We start from the raw sequence: 17,156 nt of genomic DNA, 5'->3' as shown, positions 1-17,156 counted from the left end.
CTTTTTTACCTGTAGAGAGGTAACAGACAATGAGTAATCACAATCTGGCAATCATCTTACTGACACTCCCCCTGCTAGGAGGCGCGATGGCCTGCGAACCCAATAGCGATGCCGAGAAGGCCAAGAACAAGCCTAAGGTGCAGCAGAGTGCGGCACAAGCGGGGTCAGAACCTGTGCGCGAGATGTCGCCCGTCAAGGCAGATAACAGTCAGGGCGATCATATAGTGCCCAATCACAGACTGCCGTTCGAGCAGAAGCTGGACGAGAAGGGTAAAGCGGTAGAAGCGCAGTCAGAATCAGAGAGTGCTCCCTGCCAGGCGGATACCACAGAGCAGGCAGATCAGAGCGAATCGCCGCTAAAGAGTGAAGAGCAGGCTGCGCCAATCAAGCCGGGCGAGGCAGTAAAAGTGAGTGAGTCAGTAAAACCGGGTGAATCTAATCCCGAGTGCGACAAACCGCGACAAGAATAAGCTCATGAAAAAAGAGGATGCCTGATAAGAGATCGTTAGGGCAGTTTGATTAAGCCTTGTGGCAAGAGCGAGGCCCTGTGCCTATGGCCAACGGGCGCTGGCGGCGATGCTGGAGAAGTGTGCCCCAATATGACACTATGGGAAGTGATCACAGATTATGATAAGCAAATTCAATTTGGGCGCATTTACCGGTAGAACCGCTAAGCGGTTAATCTTATACATTATTCTATTCAGTGTGCTGATCACTATCCTGTCGTCGGCGCTGCAACTCTATGTGGAATACCAAGACGAGGTGGTCCAGATAGAGCAGCAGATCGAGCAGGTGCAAAATTCCCACCTCGACGGCATCGCCCACTACCTGGAGCAGAATAATCCCACCCAGCTACAGCTGCTGATCGATGGTCTGGTCAAGTTGCCGGATATCGAGCGCATCAGCATCATCGCCCGGGATCGCGTGTTACAGCGCACCGGTAAGGTGATGTCCGATAGGGTGATAGACACCAAGTTCCTGCTCTATCCCACGAAAAGTACGAACGCCAAGGAGCCGCTGGGCACATTGCATCTGGTGGCAGGGCTAGATCCCCTCTATGAGCGCCTCAAACAGAAGATCTGGTTTATCCTGGTTGCCACCGCGGTGAAGACCTTTCTTATCGCCGCCTTTATTCTGCTGCTGTTCCAGTACCTGGTAACCCGTCATCTGAATAAGATCAGCCAGTACGCCCACAACTTAACCCTTAACGGCCATGCGCCGGCCCTGACCCTGGACAGAATGCCAGCGCGCCGAGGCGAGGTGGATGAGTTAGATACTGTGGTGACGGCGCTCAACGAGATGCAGACCAGGCTGGCGCAGGAGCTAAGGCTTAGGGAAGAGGCGGAGTTTGACAGCCGCAGCAGCCGCGAGCAGCTGGCCCATATGGACAGGGTCACCAGCATGGAGGAGATCGCCAGCAGCATCGCCCACGAGATCAACCAGCCGCTGACGGCCATCGCCACCTATGCCCAGGCCGCGCTGCGCAGCAACAAGGGCGATGAGCGTGTGCCTGAGACGCTGATCAAGGCGCTGGAGAAGATCACCGAGCAGGCGCTGCGGGCTGGCGAGGTGATCCGCACCATACGTCAGTTCATCAGCAAGCAGGCCAGTAGTCGCAGCGAGATTGGGGTCAAGGCACTGATGACCAGCACCAGCCATCTGCTGGAGACACTTGAGTCGCAATATAAGGTCAGTTTGGTGCAAGGGCTTGCCGACGAGCGGCTCACGGTTATCGGCGATCTGGTGCAGCTACAGCAGGTGTTGTTTAACCTGCTGCGCAACGCTATGGAGGCCAGCCCACCCGAGAGCATTATCGAGATCTGGGTTGAGGAGTGTGGCGATAAGGTGAGCATTCGCATTCGTGATCGTGGCTGTGGCATAGACGCCGAGGCGGCCAAGGAGATCTTTACCCCCTTCTTTACTACTAAGCAGGAGGGGATGGGCATGGGCCTGGCCATCTGTAAGACCATAATCGATGCCCACAACGGCGAACTGCTCTTTAGTATCAACGAGTTTGGCGGCTGCGACTTCACCATGCTGCTGCCCCAGGGGGACAAGCTAACAGCCGAGCCTGAAACACTATCGGAAAATAAGCCGCAGAGCGAGCAGGGGCCGGTATCATGAAGCATGGGCCTCTGATTAAACTCGCTGGCGCCCTGTCTCTGATCCTTATCGGCTTCATTGGCGTCACCCTGTGGCAGTATGAGCCGCTGCATTCGGGGGCCGGAGAGGGCGATCCCCTGCTTAAGGTGGTGGAGGTCAACATTTATGGTCACTCATCCTTGATGTCATTCGAGGAGCAGAACGAGGACGTTACCGACACCTTCGGCTCTGTATGGACTGGCACCCTGGTGGGCGGCAAGCGGGTACCCGGCATCAAGGGCCAAGGGATAGATTTTTCCGCCAATGAGCAGGCCTATGTGGCGTTCGACATCTGTTGTAAGAGCGATGAGATGAAACGGGCCAGAGGGCGGGAGATCACCTTCGATTTTGGCGGTATCAGCATGGGGATGTGGATAAAACCTTTAGCTATCAACGAGCAGGATATCTACCCTTTGCTTGGCGGCTGGTATGGCGATGTGCAGAGCAACAAGCTGAGGATCAATCAGGGGCATCTGGAGCTGCTGATCTATGACGCCTCAGGTTTCTCCCCCGAGGTGGCGGTGCGCTCCCGCACTTTGCTCAGCAACGATCGCTGGTATCACATCGCCCTGGTACACGACGGTCATCAGGCCAACCTCTATATCGACGGTGAGCTGGATGCCAGCGATATCCTGGATCGTAAGGTTGGCTCCATCATGAACGATATTTTTATCGGCGGGATCCCCGGCGACTATCCTAACTTCGGTCAGGCGCGTTTTCCCGGGATCATCGATGAGGTTGTGATGTCTGAGCGGATCTTCTCCGCCAAGGATGTCAGAGCTATCTATGGCCTAGTGCCGAAAGGCAATTTAGATTAGCGCCGAGAGGCAATTTAGATAAGCGCCGAGAGGCACTTTAAATTAGCGCCGAAAGGCAATTTAGATTAGCCCCGAAAGGCACTTTAAATTAGCCCCGAGAGGCGTTTTAAATTAACTGCGAAAGGCACTTTAGATTAGCGCCGAAACGCGTTTTAAATTAGCCGCGAAAGGCAATTGAAATTAACTAAAATGAAGCATTGAAAGGCACCCAGATGGGTGCCTTAGTTTTTGATGAATGATTGCTTAGTAGCAATCTCCGCCAGCCGCTTGCTGTAGCTGGGGAAGATCGTTGATGACGATATGCTTACGGTTGACCGACAGCAGCCCCTGCTTCTGCAGGCGGGTGAACTCGCGGCAGACGGTCTCCGAGGCGACTCCCAACAGGTTGGCGATATCCACCCGGCTCATGGGCAGGGTGATCTGGGTCGCCGTCAGGCGGTTGGCGATGTTGAGGATCAGCGAGGCGATGGCCGCCTTGACCTGCTTAAGCTGGATCAGTCTCAGGCTCTGATCCGCCTGCATCTCCTGGCTGAGTAGCTTGAGCATCAGCTGCTGCACTATCGGCTCCATGGCGGATTGTTGCAGCAACTTGGCGAAGGGGATCTCATACAGGCTAGAAGGTTCCAGCGCCACCACAGAGTAGAAGTGTTTATGGTTACCCAGGCCGCCGGCGCCTATGACGTCGCCCTCCATATAGAAGCCAGTCACTATCTCCTCGCCTTCCGGGGTCAGGCGATAGCTCTTGAGGGCGCCCTTCTTGACCACAAACAGCGAGTCAAACTGGTCCTGTTGGCGTAGCAGATATTGCTCCGCCTTGAGGTGACGAAATCGCTTGGTCACGCTGGTGAGTTGCTGCAGTAAACTGCTTGAACATCCACTTTCGGCAATGCTGAGTGCATCGGAGAATGGGCTTGAGGTGCCGGTATCGGCCAGTAACGCAGCGCCGAACATCTGTTTTTCAACTGGGCTGAAATTACCCTGCTGTGTTCTACCTGTCGATATGGACTTAATCATGTTGCACCTCAAAAAACTATCTGTTTTTAAATAAAATTTTATCTATTTGCTCTTGGTCATCCTCTGATGATGTATCGATTGTAACGTTATTGTAACTTTTAAAAATATCCGCAAATGTCCCTAGGTGGGGATCGGAAAATACCTATATTTGCTGTTTTTTTGACTAAAAACAGCCTGATAATGGTTAGTTTTTGTTTGTTTATTTATCTGTTTTATTTGAATAAATATATTTATTGTTTATTCGGCAACGAGATGGCGAGAAAATGTGAAAAATTTTACCTTTTGTTCACCTTGTCTGGGCTGGGACTGTTGAGGGAGAAGGGCCGGATTTATGAGGAAGGCTGCTTTGTTGAGAGGCGTCTCGCCCTCAGAGGAGGGCGAGGCGATAGAGGGGGAGCTTCTTAGATGACTTAGCTCTGCAGTATCTTGAGCGGCAGCCCAAGCACGTCATCGCCGCTACCGGCCAGGTACCAGATGATGGCGACCAGGGCGGCGACGGTCAGCAGATACCAGATGGTAGAGAAGATCTGACCGTATCTGTCCAGCGGCAGCAGATGGCTCTGGTGACGGCTCTTCCACTCGAAGACGATCTCCAAGCTGCCGATCAGCAGCAGGAAACCCAGCAGCGCCAGCCCCAGACTATAGCTGATGAAGACGCCGATGGCGGCGCCGGCCACACAGGCGACCAGCCCCATCAGGCTGTTCATGGAGAAGCTGATGCTCTTGAGGATATGACCGCCATCCAGCGGTAATATGGGCAGCAGGTTGAACAGGTTCAGCAGGGCGTTGAAGGCGGCAAGCCCGGCAAACAGCGGGTTATCTGTGATCCAGTAGGCGACCAGGGCCGCTATCGACATCAGGAGGCCGAAGGTAGGCCCCATGATGGAGATCACCACATCCTGCCAGCGGGTGTTGATCTTCTCATCGCTGAGCGCCAGGCCACCCATGAAGGGGATGAGGTAGATCCCCTTGGTCTTCATGCCGAAATATTTCATGGCGCGAATATGGCCATACTCGTGGAACATGAGACAGGCGATCAGCGCCAGGGCAAACTGGAAGGAGAAGAGCCAGGAGTAGGCGGCCACGCTGGCACCGGCCAGCACCACCTTGATCACCTTGGCGCTCTTGAGCAGCTTAAAGCCTAAGGAGGCCAGGCCCACCAGGCTCAGTTTCTGTGGTGCCTTTACCGGGGTGACCGGCGTCTGGCGCTCGATATCCTTGGCGTTGCGGCTGCCCTCGCTCAGCACAGCGTCTTCGCTCAGCAGGCGATAGTTAAGCGTGAAGGGTTGCCAGATGAGGTCCACCTCCAGGGTGAGGGGGATCTTCTGCACCGTCTCTTGCTGTGGGTCGTGGCGGCTTAACTCAAACTCGTGGTTTCTCAGCCCCTGATTATCGGCACTGGCTTCCTTGACCGACACCAGCTGATTGTCCCAGAAGAGTTGTTGCCAGCCGGCCATTGAGCCTTCGAGGCGCAACTCTTTGCCTAAACAGTCTATTCTCAGTAGTTCCACGTGTTTTCCGTTATCCGTTACCGCTATCTGGCGGGGATTATGCCTGTAAAGCCATGGCAAAGAAAAGAGGCCCGACAATTTTGCCGGGCCTCGTTAGTCGTCTAATCAATTGAGATCACTTACGATTGCTATAGTCGAAGCTGATCTCCTGGCCTTCGTTGACCACTATGCAGGGGCCGTGTTCGCGCTGGGTGCGGTTAAAGGCCGGGCCGATATGTAGCTCGACGTTGGCGAAGATATGCTTGCAGGCCTCGATGCGGTACTCCTGATAATAGTTTTCCACTTCCTGCTTGATGGCGTTGAACTCCTGCTCCTCCCGGGACCACTCCTCGGTGATGCGGCGCTTCTCCTCCAGCATCCCCTTGACCTGCTCGACCATCAGGGCATCGTCCTGCCATTCGGCCTTGGGGGGCAGCTTGTTGAGGCTGGCCTCTATGTTGAGCTTGGCTACCACCATGTGTTTGATCCCATGATCCAGCTGCTTGAGCTCCTCTTTCAGCTCGCCGCACTTCATGGCGCAGAATACCTCGGTGCGGGTACCGGCCGTGGCGCCTATGATCACCGCCTTGACCCCCTTATCGGCCTGGGCCACGCCGCCCACCAGGTCGCCGCGGCGGCCGTTGGCGTCGCTGACGATTAGTTTCCCCGCCGTCTGGGTGTGGCTGTGCAGTAGCTGCTTGGTAACTAGGATGTCGCCCTCGGCCTGCAGCTCCGAATACTGCACGAATTGGGCGGAGATCTGCCCCTTGGCAGATAGCTTGGTAGAGAGTTGATCTTCCTTGAGCTGGCGGCCGATCACCCCCTTGCTGACTGTGATGTCACCATCTGCGATCAGCTGGGCCGAGTCGACGAAGCCCATCACGGTTATATCGCCGGTGGACTTGACCACCATGCCTTCATGCACGTCGCCCGTAACCAGGACACTGCCCTTGAAGTCGACGTTGCCGTAGCCGATATCCACATCCTTAATCTGCAGCACGTCATCGACCTGCATGCCTGTCTTGGTCTCCACCGGCTGGCCGGCGACCGTGGCGACTAACACATTGGGATCGGATTCCAGCAGCTCGGCGCCCGTGCCTGCGGTAAGTTTAAGATCTTTGCCGGCGATCGGCAGTAGCGGCTCACCCTGAACGTTGTAGCCCTTAGTGCCTTCGGTGGCGGGGAGCTTAACCATCAACTTGTCTTTGGGTTTGACCATGATGATCTCGCCGAGGTTACGCATGTCCACCGTACCGTCGGCGCGCTCCTGGGGCTGCAGCAGACGCTCCCTCGCCAGGGGCACCTTACGCTCGACGATGGCATTGGTGCCATTGATGGCAGGCTTGCCGTGGGCAATCACCTCGCTGCAACTCTCGCCTGGGGCCAAGGTCGGCAGCTTGGCCAGCAGGGCCTCTATCTTGACCTTACTCAGCCCCATGCTGATCTGTTCGGCCTTGAGGGCCCTTAAGATATCTTGCAGTGTCAGTGACTTGCCACCCCAGGGGGCGGTGAGCGTCATCTCGGCGCTCATCTTGTCGTCGCTGAGGGTGATGGCTATCTCGGCGTCGCGGCGCTCGGCGATCTCGAAGAAGAGTTCATACTGACCATCGTCCTGACCTATAACCTTGTTGACCTGGGCGACGGCCTTTTCGATAACATTCTTACGGGGGAAAAGCTGGCAAAATTCGGGGAGGGTGAGCAGTTCAAGAATGGCATCCACCGTCAGTGGGCCATGGGTATTGGGAATGACTTTTAATTCGGCTAAGTTTCCGTCACTACTCAGTTCTATCAGTCCAGGATCCAGCATAGAGATTTCCGCAGGTTAATTATTATTTTAGTTAGTATTCTCCCGAGTATAACAGCATAAAGTTTGACCTATGAAGCCCTATTTTATGATGCAGATGAAGCGCATGATTGAAATGAGATCTCGTGCGAAAAAAGCCGGGCGACCCCGGCGTTAAACAACAGATTAAACAGTGTTTTTTTAGCGAGTTACGCCTTGCGGTTGGCGTAGATCTTGTATTTGTTGTTCTCGGCAGCCACATTCACGGTTTTGAAGAATTTGGCTATGGTGTCACTGTAGGGCAGGTGGCGGTTGGCCACTATCTGAAAAATACCGCCAGACTTAAGCTGCGCCTCGCTCTCTTGCACGAAGCGGGTCGCTATCTCTGTGGTGCTGTCCAGGCCGTCGTGAAACGGTGGGTTGGAGATGACGGCGTCGAACATGCCCTGGGTTTGTGTCAGCCCGTCCGAGGCATAGACCTTGGCCTGCATGCCGTTAGCCGCCAGGGTCAGCTCGCAGGAGGCCAGCGCCATGGCGTTGATGTCGACGCACTCGAGTTCGAGATCTGGGTTGGCCTTGAGCAGCGCGGCGGTGATCACCCCGGCGCCGCAGCCAAAGTCGAGCACGCGCCCCTTAAGTGTGGGCAGGTGCTCAAGCAGCAGCTCTGTGCCCTCGTCGAGTCGCTTCTCGCTAAAGACGCCCACCAGGTTGCAGATGGTCAGCTCCCCCTGCGGCGTGCTCAGCATATAGTCTTTGACCCAGTCGCTGAGTTTGATCTCTGGCGCCTCGCTTAGCAGACTGCTGCTGTAGAGCATGCAGTGACGGGCGTTGTCTAGCTTGATGCCGCCATCGAAGTAGTCAGGCAGCTGTTTGGTGATAGAGCGGATGCCGCCCTTCTTCTCTCCGACGATCACCAGCTCGCCACCCGGGATCAGATGACGCCCGGCCAGGTTGATCAGGTAGGGTGCCAGGCTCTTAGATTTGGGGTAGAAGAGCACCACGGCATCGAATGTTTGCGTCGATGGCAGCTGATGGCCGAAATGGCACTGCAGACGGGCATTTTCATGGCTTTTGATGCGTTGAAAATGGTTGAAATCCAGGGCCAGAGTCGTGACTTTTGCGGCATCTTCCAACAGGGCTGTCGCCAGAAGATCGCACTCATGATTGATGAGTAAAACATTCTTTGATTCAAACAGTTCGATATTTCTTAGGACGACTTGAGAAGGATTAGATAACACGCGCAACCACAGGCCAAAGGGGAATTTGCGGCAATTATAGCCCAAGCCACTATATTATCAGTAACATTTATTATGCCAGTTTGCCGATTCTTGCCTAAGCTATATCTCATTAGAGGATAAATATCCTTTGTTATGTGAGATTTGGCGCATAACTGAGGTCTATAGGAGATAGAGGAGCGAGGATGCGGCAATTGTCGACATGGATGTGCCTACTGGGCCTTTGTTGCGCTAACGTTTTCGCCGCTCAGGTGATCGTCAACTCTTCTGTGGAGATCGCCGACATCACCCCGAAGGATCTCAAGCTGATCTTCGCCATGCAGAAGCTCTATTGGTCCGACGGTCAGAAGATCCATGTCTTCGTCCTCCCCAGCAACTCCCCCATACATGAAGAATTTTGCTATCAGCAGCTGGAAATGATGCCCTATGTGCTGCGTCATCGCTGGGACCGCCTGGTGTTTTCCGGCGTCGGCGAGCGGCCGGTTACCCTGGATTCCGAGGCGCAGATGCGCGAGAAGGTGGCCAGCACGCCCGGGGCGATAGGCTATGTGTCTGGCGGTGGCGGCGAGCTCGCCGTCGAGGCTGGTATCGAGCGTCAAGGAGGACAAGATGAAGCCGAGCACTAGTCGCTTAATCCTTTTGGCAGGCATCTTAGGTTTGCAGCTGGCCCTCTGCCTGCCTCTTGCTGCGCAGACCAAGAGCAACCAATGGCAGGTCAATGGCTTTATCGGTCAGGGCTATATTTCAGCCGATGGCAGCGAGTTTATCGTTGGCGAGTCGGGAGACACTTTCGATGTCACCGAGGCGGCGCTGCACCTCTCTTGGATGCCGGATGAACACTTCCGTGTGGCGGGGGCCGCCCGTTATCGCCAATGGGGGAACCTGGATGAGTCAGGTCTCTCCGCCGACTATCTGTTCGCCGAGTATAAGTTCATCTTAGATCAGGGGTATGTGGGGGCCAGGGGCGGCCTGTTTAAGAGTGAGGCCGGCTTCTACACCAGTACCCGGGATGTCTCCTTTACCCGGCCGGGGATCTTGTTGCCCCAGTCTGTCTATAGCGACTATCTTCGCGATGCCCTGCTGCATATCACTGGCGGCGAGCTGTTTGGTGGCCATCCCGTGCTGGACGGCTCACTGGAATGGCACCTCACCCTGGGGGATGCACAAACCTCCGACGATCTGACCCGTAACGTGGTGGGCTCAAAGGAGTTTGGCCGCTTCGATGCCGATGGCTATTGGGGCGCGGATCTCGAGTATCAGGACGACAGCCTGAGGCTAGGACTCACCTATTTCGACGCCAAGAGTCGTTATCAGTCCCACCTGGGCGGCCCCTTCGCCGATGGCAGCCTGCGCTCCAAACACTGGATAGTGTCGGCCCAGTACCGGGTCAATTCCCTCGAATTTACCGGCGAGTACCTGCACTGGGATCGCTATGTGGGCGGGGTGTTTGTGCCGCCGGAGCTGGGTATCTATGAGGTGAGGGGCTATGGCTATTACCTGGATGTGCGCGGCTATCTGCCGGGGGATGTCGAGGTGTTTGTTCGCTATGATCATCAGGTACAGGATGAGAAGGACCCAGATGGCGACAAGCTGGCCGAACGAGGACTGCCCGGCTACTTCGGCTACGCCCAGGACTGGACCCTGGGGACCCGCTGGCTGCCCGCGAAAGATTGGATGGTGGCGGCGGAATACCACAAGGTGCGCGGCGCGGCTTGGGTGACGCCTATCCTGCTGCCGAATCCGGCGGTGCAGGACAAGGACTGGTCGCTGTTTGCCATCGAAATATCCTACAAGTTCCAGTGGTGATCCAATGATAGTGAATCACCCCAATCGCTTCTTGAGTATCAAATGGAAACTCCTTATCGCGGTGATTCTGATCTTGACCCTGGTGGGTGGGGTGATCTGTACCTTGGCCTACCAGCAGCTACTGAACCAGCAGAAGATGTTGCTGGAGGCCCAGCGGGACAAGCTGGCCCAGAGCCTCTCCTTCTCCATGAACACGGCGGTGGAACATTCACTGCAGGCGGCGATGCAGCTTGGGTTTGTGGCCAATGCCAAGGGCGATGATGGCGCCGAGGGTTATCAGCTACTGCTGAGCGAGAACTGGCCCGACGTACAGCTCTATTGGGATCTCAAGGGCTTTGGCCTGTATCAGCTAAACGGTGAACGACTGGCCCATGCGGGCGAGCCACACTCTCAGGATGATCTTCAGTGGCTGATGCAGAGCGAGGCCTCCTATGAACTCACCTCCAGGGTGGTGTGTGTCGAGGACTGCGTGATCCAGGTGCTGGTACCGACCCTGGTGAACAGCAAGCCTCATCTGTTCTTCTTCGAGTCGGCACTCACGGAGGTGATCAGCCACTTTCGTACCGACAAGTCGATCGAGCTGGCGGTATTAGGCGCCCAGTCTCGCGGCGCCGGCCCCGGTCCCCTGTGGGGGCGTCACCTCTATAGTATCAGCAACCGTCCCAGCAGCTTCGCCCTGCTGAGTCACATGGCCGACAGCTACTCCTGGCAGCAGATCTCCCTGGGTGATGGTATCTACAGCTATCAGGACAGCCACTGGGCGGTGTGGTCCTTTCCCTTGGATAAGGTGGAAAACGCCCCTGCGATCGTGGTGTTGATGAGTCTGGAGCAGTGGCAGCAGATGCTATCTACCTTCCAGCTGGGGATGGTGGGCACCCTCTTGGTAGGACTGATCTTGGCCGCCGGTCTGGTGCTGTTAGTGGCTTGGTCGCCGGTGATAAGCCTAGCGCGCCACGCCAGCCTCTTGCCCCTGCTGGCGGACCACGACTTTGGCAGCGTACGCACCAGCCTGCCGAGCAAGCCATCCTTGTTTCCCGACGAGGTGGATCTGATCCATCTGGCGACCCGACAGCTGGCCGATAACATGCAGGGGATGGAAAATGAGGTGGACGAGTACACCCATGAGCTGGAACGGCTCGCCATGCTGGATACCCTGACGGGGCTGCCCAACAAGGCGATGTTGCATCATGAGCTGCAGACCGCCATCGCCTGTATCGCCAGCGAGGAGGATTGTGTGGTGCTCATGTTCCTGGATCTCGACGAGTTTAAGCGGATCAACGATACCCTGGGTCATATTCAGGGGGACGAGCTACTCAAAATTGTGGCCGCCAGGCTGACCAACAGCGTGCGCGAGATGGATACCGTGTTCCGTCAGGGGGGCGATGAGTTTCTTATCTTGCTCAGGCAGGTGCGCGACGAGCAGGAGGTGAGCAATGTGATCCACAGGATCTTCTCGGCCCTGCAGCATCCCGTGGTGCTGGGCAGCCACAAGCTGATCGTCACCACAAGTATCGGCCTGGCCTACTGCAACACCTCGCAGCTCAGGGCGGAGGAGCTTATTCAGCATGCGGATCTGGCCATGTATCAGGCCAAGAGCGCCGGTCGCAGCAACTACCGGGTGTTCAGCGAAGAGATGCTGCATCAGGCCAACAACCGTCTCATGATAGAGCAGAGCATAGGCGCGGCTATCAACGAGGAGCAGTTGGTGCTCTTCCTGCAGCCCATAGTCGAACTGCCCTCTGGCAGGCTGCGCGGCTTCGAGGCGCTGATCCGCTGGTTCCATCCCGAGCGTGGCCTCATCATGCCGGGGGATTTCATTCCCGATATCGAGCATAGCGAGGCGATCATCGAGGTGGGTAACTATGTGATCCGTAAGGCCTCGGAGTTAGTCGCCCAGCTCAAGTCGGCCGGCTGGCCCGAGCTCTATATCGCGGTCAACCTGTCGGCAAAACACTTCCTGGCGACCGATCTACTCAACGTGGTGCGTCAGGAGGTGGAGGCGCAGCAAATCTCGGCCCAATCCCTGCTGCTTGAGGTGACCGAGGAGAGCGTGATCGAGCAGGTAGAGCAAGCCATGGCGGCCATGGCGGCGCTCAAGGCACTGGGGGTGAGGATCGCCATCGACGACTTCGGCACCGGCTACTCTTCGCTTAGCTATCTCAAGCAGTTACCCTTCGATCTCTTGAAGATAGATCGCTGTTTCACCGCCAATGTGCTCGATGGTGAGGCCGATGCCCATATCATCACCACAGTGATCGAGCTGGCTCATAATCTGGGGCGTCAGGTGGTGGCAGAGGGGATTGAGACTCAGCAGCAGGCGGAGTGCCTCAGCTGTCAGCGCTGCGAGCTGGGTCAAGGCTATTACTTCTCGCGGCCACTGGACGTGGCGTCGGTGTTTAAGGTGTTGCAGGAGATAGAGGAGACTCGCCTGTGGCCGATCAGCCAGGCTCCCCAGCCTAAGTTGGCTAGGCAGGGGAGTTAGTGAGATAGGCTAGCGCCTGATGCTAGTAACAGTAGCTAGTGAAAGATATGGCTTATTCTTGATTGTCTACCTGAGACACGGGGGCGGCAGACTGGCTCTCGGCGCCCTCGCTAAGTAGATCTTCTGCCTGTTGCAGCGCCTGCTTAGCGTCCATCTCCTTAGCGTTAGAGTCGCTGGCGGCAGACTGGCCCTCGGTGGCCGGTTTGGCCTCGACGGCCGACTTCACATCTTCTTTCGGCAATACCTGTGAGTCGATGAGATCCTTTGCCTTGCTCTCAACCTCAGCTTCAATCTCAGCTTTAACCTTCACCTCAGTTTTCTGCTGCGCCGCTTCTGGCTCGGCTTCTACTGCCAGAGCATCGACTGGCTTAGCTGACTTTGGCTTTAGAGGCTTAGCTGGAGCCTGTTTAGCTTCTGGCTTAGTCTTAGCCGCTTTAGGTAGCAGGCTGATCAGCTTATGGGCGATATCTGTGTTGTCCTGATGGCCGGCAAACAGGGATGAGGCCGGGCCGGCGGCAAACACCTGTACGTCCACTCCCGTATGACCGCCCGTGGTCCAGCCTGTGTTGGAGCGCTGGTCAATTAGCTTCTTAAGCTGGGTGGTCAGCACCTGCTCGCCCTGCATTCTGGCGTTATCCAGTGCGCTAAACTCGTCATCGCTCGGGGTAAAACCTAGGGCGTCGCTCACGCCGCCCCACCACTCGTCCTGGGCCAATGCCTGCTTAGCGATTTGTGTCGGGCTGGCGCTTATCTGGCGCAGCATCTGGCTGTCCCAGCGGTAATCGCCTTGTTTGCCGATAGAGAGGCCGCCGGTGTTATGGTCGGCGGTGACGACTAAGAGAGTATCTTGATGCTGACGCACATACTGCTCGACCACCTCGATGGCGCTGGCAAATTCATGCATCTCGGCCATGGCGGTGGCGATATCATTGTTGTGGCCGGCCCAGTCGATCAGGCTGCCTTCCACCAATAACACGAAGCCTTGGTCGTTCTGGGAGAGTAGTTCCAGCGCCTTGGCGGTCATGGTACTCAGACGTCTGGCCTCTGGCTCATCGATCGCCCAGGGAAGTTGCACGTCGGCGAACAGACCCATCACCTTAGGTTGGGTTACACCCTCCAGCAGGGTTGAATCCTTGAGTACCCGATACCCCTTGGCCTCGAACTGCTTGATCAGCTTGTCAGAAAAATATTTCTGACCGCCGCCGAGCATGACGTCCGCATCTGTGCTCAGGTAGCTCTGGGCCAGAGCCTCATAGTTACGGCGGCTCTCGTTGTGGCTTAAGAAGGCGGCCGGGGTGGCGTGGTTGATCTGGCTGGTCACTGTCACGCCTGTGCTCATGCCGCGCTTCTTGGCCAGCTCCAGCAGGGTGGGGACGGGACGCTTATCGACATCTACCGACACGGCGCCGTTATAGGTCTTCACCCCTGTGGCCAGGGCGGTGGCGGCCGCGGCCGAGTCGGTGACATAGCCGCTGACGGGCGCCGGATAGGTGCTGGCGTTACCCACCAAGAGGCGGTCAAACACCGTCTGCTCTATCTCCTGGGTATTGGGATTGTCCTGATAGTAGCGATAGGCGCTGGTGTAGGCAGGGCCCATGCCATCGCCCACCATGATGACGATATTCTTGGGACGGCTCGGCGCCGTCTGCGGGCCGAGCAAGTTGTCGGCCCAGAGGCTGCCCGATACCAGCGCGGCACCCAGGCAGAGGAGGGAACATAAGCGGGTTAGTTTCATCTTGGCTCCAGATTAACGACCGACACGCGCTTCGATGGCGTCCATCAGCATGCCTGTGATATCCACGTCGAAGGCGGCCTCGATCTCTCTGATACAGGTCGGGCTGGTGACGTTGATCTCGGTGAGCTTGTCACCGATCACATCCAGGCCGACGAAGATCAGGCCACGCTTCTTCAGCTCGGGGCCGATGGCATTGGCGATGGCCCAATCGCTCTCAGACAGGGGCTGAGCGACGCCGCGACCACCGGCGGCCAGGTTACCCCGGGTCTCGCCCTTCTGGGGAATACGCGCCAGGCTGTATGGAACCGGTACGCCATCTACCACCAGGATGCGCTTGTCGCCGGCGGTGATATCCGGAATGAAGGCCTGGGCCATGGCATATTGCTGACCATGGTTGGTGAGGGTCTCGATGATCACCCCTAGATTAGGATCCTGCGCCTTAACGCGGAAAATAGAGCTGCCGCCCATGCCATCCAGCGGCTTGAGGATGATATCGCCCTTCTCCTGATAGAAGGCGCGGATGCGCTGGGCATCGCGGGTCACTAACGTGTCTGGGGTAAATTCGCTGAACCAGGCGGTAAACAGTTTCTCGTTGGCGTCGCGCAGGCTCTGGGGCTTGTTGACGATAAGCGTGCCTTGCTCCTCGGCGCGCTCCAGCATATAGGTAGCGTAGACGAACTCGGTATCGAATGGTGGGTCCTTACGCATCAGGATCACGTCGAGATCCGCCAGCGGTGTATCGACGGCCTCTTCCAGTTGGTACCAGGATTGGGGATCTTGCTTCACCGTGAGGCGACGCATGTTACCCATGGCCACGCCGTTCACCATGGCCAGATCTTGCATCTCCATGTAATAGAGCTGATAGCCTCGCGACTGCGCCGCCATCAACATGGCGAAGCTGGAGTCTTTCTTGATGTTAATGTCGCTGATGGGATCCATCACTATGCCAAGCTTTATCATCTCATCTTTCCTTTTGTTAATACTAAGGGCCGAGCCTTTTAGCTCAGGTCGCCAAACTTAAGTTGCAGTGCGCTGATGGCCGTCAGGGCAGCGGTCTCGGTGCGCAGTACGCGGGGGCCGAGCAGCACGTCGGTGAAGGCATGGGTTTCTGTCATGGCGATCTCCTGGGGCGACAAGCCGCCTTCGGGGCCGATCAGCAGACGCACCCTTGGAGTCTCCATCACCAGGCCATTGATACCATGGTCGGCCCTGGGGTGCAGATTGAGCTTGAGGGCCTGGGTGGCTTCACCGCACCAGTCGTCGAGCTGCATCGCTGGTCTCACCTCTGGTACCGTGCTGCGGCCTGACTGTTCACAGGCGCTGATCACTATCTTCTGCCACTGCTGGATCTTCTTCTCCAGACGCTCGCCGGTCAGCTTGACGCCGCAGCGCTCGGAAAACAGCGGGGTAATCGTATTGACCCCCAGCTCGACCGATTTTTGCAGGGTGAAGTCCATGCGATCGCCGCGGGAGATCACCTGACCCAGATGCAGATTGAGGGGTGACTCGTTGTCGTTCGCCTCCTTGGATAGGACCCGCACTTCGACATTTTTCTTGCTGGCGGCGACGATCTCGGTCAGGTAGTTGTGGCCATCGCCGTTGAACAGCTCGAGCTGCTCGCCGGCGCCCATGCGCAATACGCGCCCGACGTGGCCGGCGGCTTCCTCGTCCAGCATCAACTGCTGGTTAAGGTCATAGTTGCCGGGCTGATAGATCCTTGGAATTCTCATGCATTACTCCGCGATACGCTGGGTATCTGTCCGCTTTTGGCACTGGGCCTGGACAAAGGGGTTGTGGTTGCCCTGTTTGGCCGCGATGGCGGCGTCTCTCTGGCACTCAATAGTATCAACTGGATAGCTTTTATCCCATGCCTGAAACAGTTTTAGCTGACTTTTGGCGATCTTGAGGCCATAGGCCTGTTGCATATAGAGATAGGTGCGGGCTATCTGGCCGCGGGTCTGGCTGGGAGGCTCCACCTTTCTGCCCTTGAAGTCGACCACCATGGCACACTGACCATATTGCTCAGCCTTGGCGTTCCACTGGCTGAAACGGAAGTTACTGCGATCGCCATTGACCTCACCGATGGCGGGCACCAGGTTGTGCAGGTCGCTCTCCATTTTCTTAAATTGTTTGTCTATCTTGCCGCAGTTTTTGCGGCCGCCCTCTTGCCAGCATTGACGCTGGTGGCCAAATTCCCAAGCGGGGACTATGTGTTCCCACTCGATGCGCTTGGCGCGCTTCTCCTGTTTACGTACCTGATAGCCGCAGCGCTCGAAGTCGGGCTGCCACAACTTGCCCGAGATGCTGATGTCGCAGCCGCAGTAGAAGCTCTGGGCTGGTAGCGCCTCGCTGTAGATGCTGCGTGCGACCTGCTTGGCCTGATTAAAACTGGTGGGATGGGAGGCGAGGGCGCCCGTGGTAAAGCCGAGCGCCAGCAACGCCAAGGCGCCGCGCAGCAGCGGCCTCAAACTCAATGAGGTAGTTAGCACATCTATTCCCTAAAAATAAAAATTCGTCGCCTATCTCCGCCGTGCTCTCTATTTGGCCGGCTTGGTGGCGACTCTTGTGTTGGCGCCCACTCTTTTTGTATTGCTGAATATGGCGCCGTAATTCAAGCCGATTCTACGGGAATCGACTCAGTTCAGGCAAGT

Annotated in this window: 13 protein-coding genes and 1 pseudogene; 6 read left to right on the top strand and 8 right to left on the bottom strand. The window is 56.6% G+C overall.

The window, feature by feature from the left end; all coding sequences use genetic code 11:
* The first annotated feature begins 29 nt into the window (after positions 1-29).
* The 3 genes from K0H81_RS16875 (at position 30) to K0H81_RS16865 (ending at position 2,960) form a co-directional block, all read left to right on the top strand.
* Complete coding sequence (locus tag K0H81_RS16875) at positions 30-470, top strand: hypothetical protein (protein ID WP_220059085.1); 441 nt, start codon at positions 30-32, stop codon at positions 468-470.
* A gap of 235 nt (positions 471-705) precedes the next feature.
* Complete coding sequence (locus K0H81_RS16870) at positions 706-2,124, top strand: sensor histidine kinase (RefSeq protein ID WP_220059084.1); 1,419 nt, start codon at positions 706-708, stop codon at positions 2,122-2,124.
* Entirely contained in the window at positions 2,121-2,960 is an 840-nt protein-coding gene (locus K0H81_RS16865) for a LamG domain-containing protein (protein ID WP_220059083.1), read from the top strand. The genes K0H81_RS16870 and K0H81_RS16865 overlap by 4 nt, the downstream gene beginning before the upstream one ends.
* Positions 2,961-3,203: 243 nt before the next feature.
* Here K0H81_RS16865 and K0H81_RS16860 read toward each other — a convergent pair whose 3' ends face one another.
* From K0H81_RS16860 to K0H81_RS16845, 4 genes are all read right to left on the bottom strand, one after another.
* Positions 3,204-3,974: a Crp/Fnr family transcriptional regulator gene (locus K0H81_RS16860; RefSeq protein WP_144204326.1), complete on the bottom strand. Its 771-nt coding sequence runs from the start codon at positions 3,972-3,974 to the stop codon at positions 3,204-3,206.
* A 410-nt stretch (positions 3,975-4,384) separates the two neighbouring features.
* A complete protein-coding gene (locus K0H81_RS16855; protein ID WP_434086894.1) occupies positions 4,385-5,431 on the bottom strand; it encodes a site-2 protease family protein in 1,047 nt (348 codons plus the stop codon).
* A 169-nt stretch (positions 5,432-5,600) separates the two neighbouring features.
* Positions 5,601-7,271, bottom strand: a complete 1,671-nt coding sequence (locus tag K0H81_RS16850) for a flagellar assembly protein A (protein WP_220059081.1) — start codon at positions 7,269-7,271, stop codon at positions 5,601-5,603.
* A gap of 185 nt (positions 7,272-7,456) precedes the next feature.
* Entirely contained in the window at positions 7,457-8,485 is a 1,029-nt protein-coding gene (locus K0H81_RS16845) for a methyltransferase (RefSeq protein ID WP_220059080.1), read from the bottom strand.
* 182 nt (positions 8,486-8,667) lie between these two features.
* Here K0H81_RS16845 and K0H81_RS16840 point away from each other — a divergent pair, with 182 nt between their 5' ends.
* The 3 genes from K0H81_RS16840 to K0H81_RS16830 are packed head-to-tail and all read left to right on the top strand — an operon-like array spanning position 8,668 to position 12,770.
* Positions 8,668-9,108 (top strand): type 2 periplasmic-binding domain-containing protein, encoded by a 441-nt coding sequence (locus K0H81_RS16840; protein ID WP_144204330.1) that lies wholly within the window; start codon positions 8,668-8,670, stop codon positions 9,106-9,108.
* The gene (locus K0H81_RS16835; protein ID WP_220059079.1) at positions 9,092-10,288 is read left to right on the top strand and encodes a hypothetical protein; all 1,197 of its coding nucleotides are present in this window, start codon (positions 9,092-9,094) and stop codon (positions 10,286-10,288) included. The genes K0H81_RS16840 and K0H81_RS16835 overlap by 17 nt, the downstream gene beginning before the upstream one ends.
* A gap of 4 nt (positions 10,289-10,292) precedes the next feature.
* Positions 10,293-12,770: a putative bifunctional diguanylate cyclase/phosphodiesterase gene (locus K0H81_RS16830; RefSeq protein WP_220059078.1), complete on the top strand. Its 2,478-nt coding sequence runs from the start codon at positions 10,293-10,295 to the stop codon at positions 12,768-12,770.
* 418 nt (positions 12,771-13,188) lie between these two features.
* Here the strand turns inward: K0H81_RS16830 and K0H81_RS16825 are convergent.
* The 4 genes and pseudogenes from K0H81_RS16825 to K0H81_RS16810 form a co-directional block, all read right to left on the bottom strand.
* Positions 13,189-14,505, bottom strand: a pseudogene (locus K0H81_RS16825) (alkaline phosphatase); the annotation flags it as partial.
* 12 nt (positions 14,506-14,517) lie between these two features.
* Positions 14,518-15,465 carry a glutathione synthase gene (gene gshB / locus K0H81_RS16820; protein WP_144204334.1) on the bottom strand — a complete coding sequence of 316 codons (948 nt, stop codon included), beginning with the start codon at positions 15,463-15,465 and terminating at the stop codon, positions 14,518-14,520.
* 38 nt (positions 15,466-15,503) lie between these two features.
* Complete coding sequence (rsmE, locus tag K0H81_RS16815; RefSeq protein WP_144204335.1) at positions 15,504-16,235, bottom strand: 16S rRNA (uracil(1498)-N(3))-methyltransferase; 732 nt, start codon at positions 16,233-16,235, stop codon at positions 15,504-15,506.
* A 3-nt stretch (positions 16,236-16,238) separates the two neighbouring features.
* Complete coding sequence (locus K0H81_RS16810; protein ID WP_434086893.1) at positions 16,239-16,973, bottom strand: endonuclease; 735 nt, start codon at positions 16,971-16,973, stop codon at positions 16,239-16,241.
* Positions 16,974-17,156 lie beyond the last annotated feature (183 nt).

The organism is Shewanella halotolerans (assembly GCF_019457535.1).
Lineage (GTDB): Bacteria > Pseudomonadota > Gammaproteobacteria > Enterobacterales > Shewanellaceae > Shewanella > Shewanella halotolerans.
Note: the sequence above shows the minus strand (reverse complement) of the source record. Positions and strands in the feature narration are given on the sequence as shown.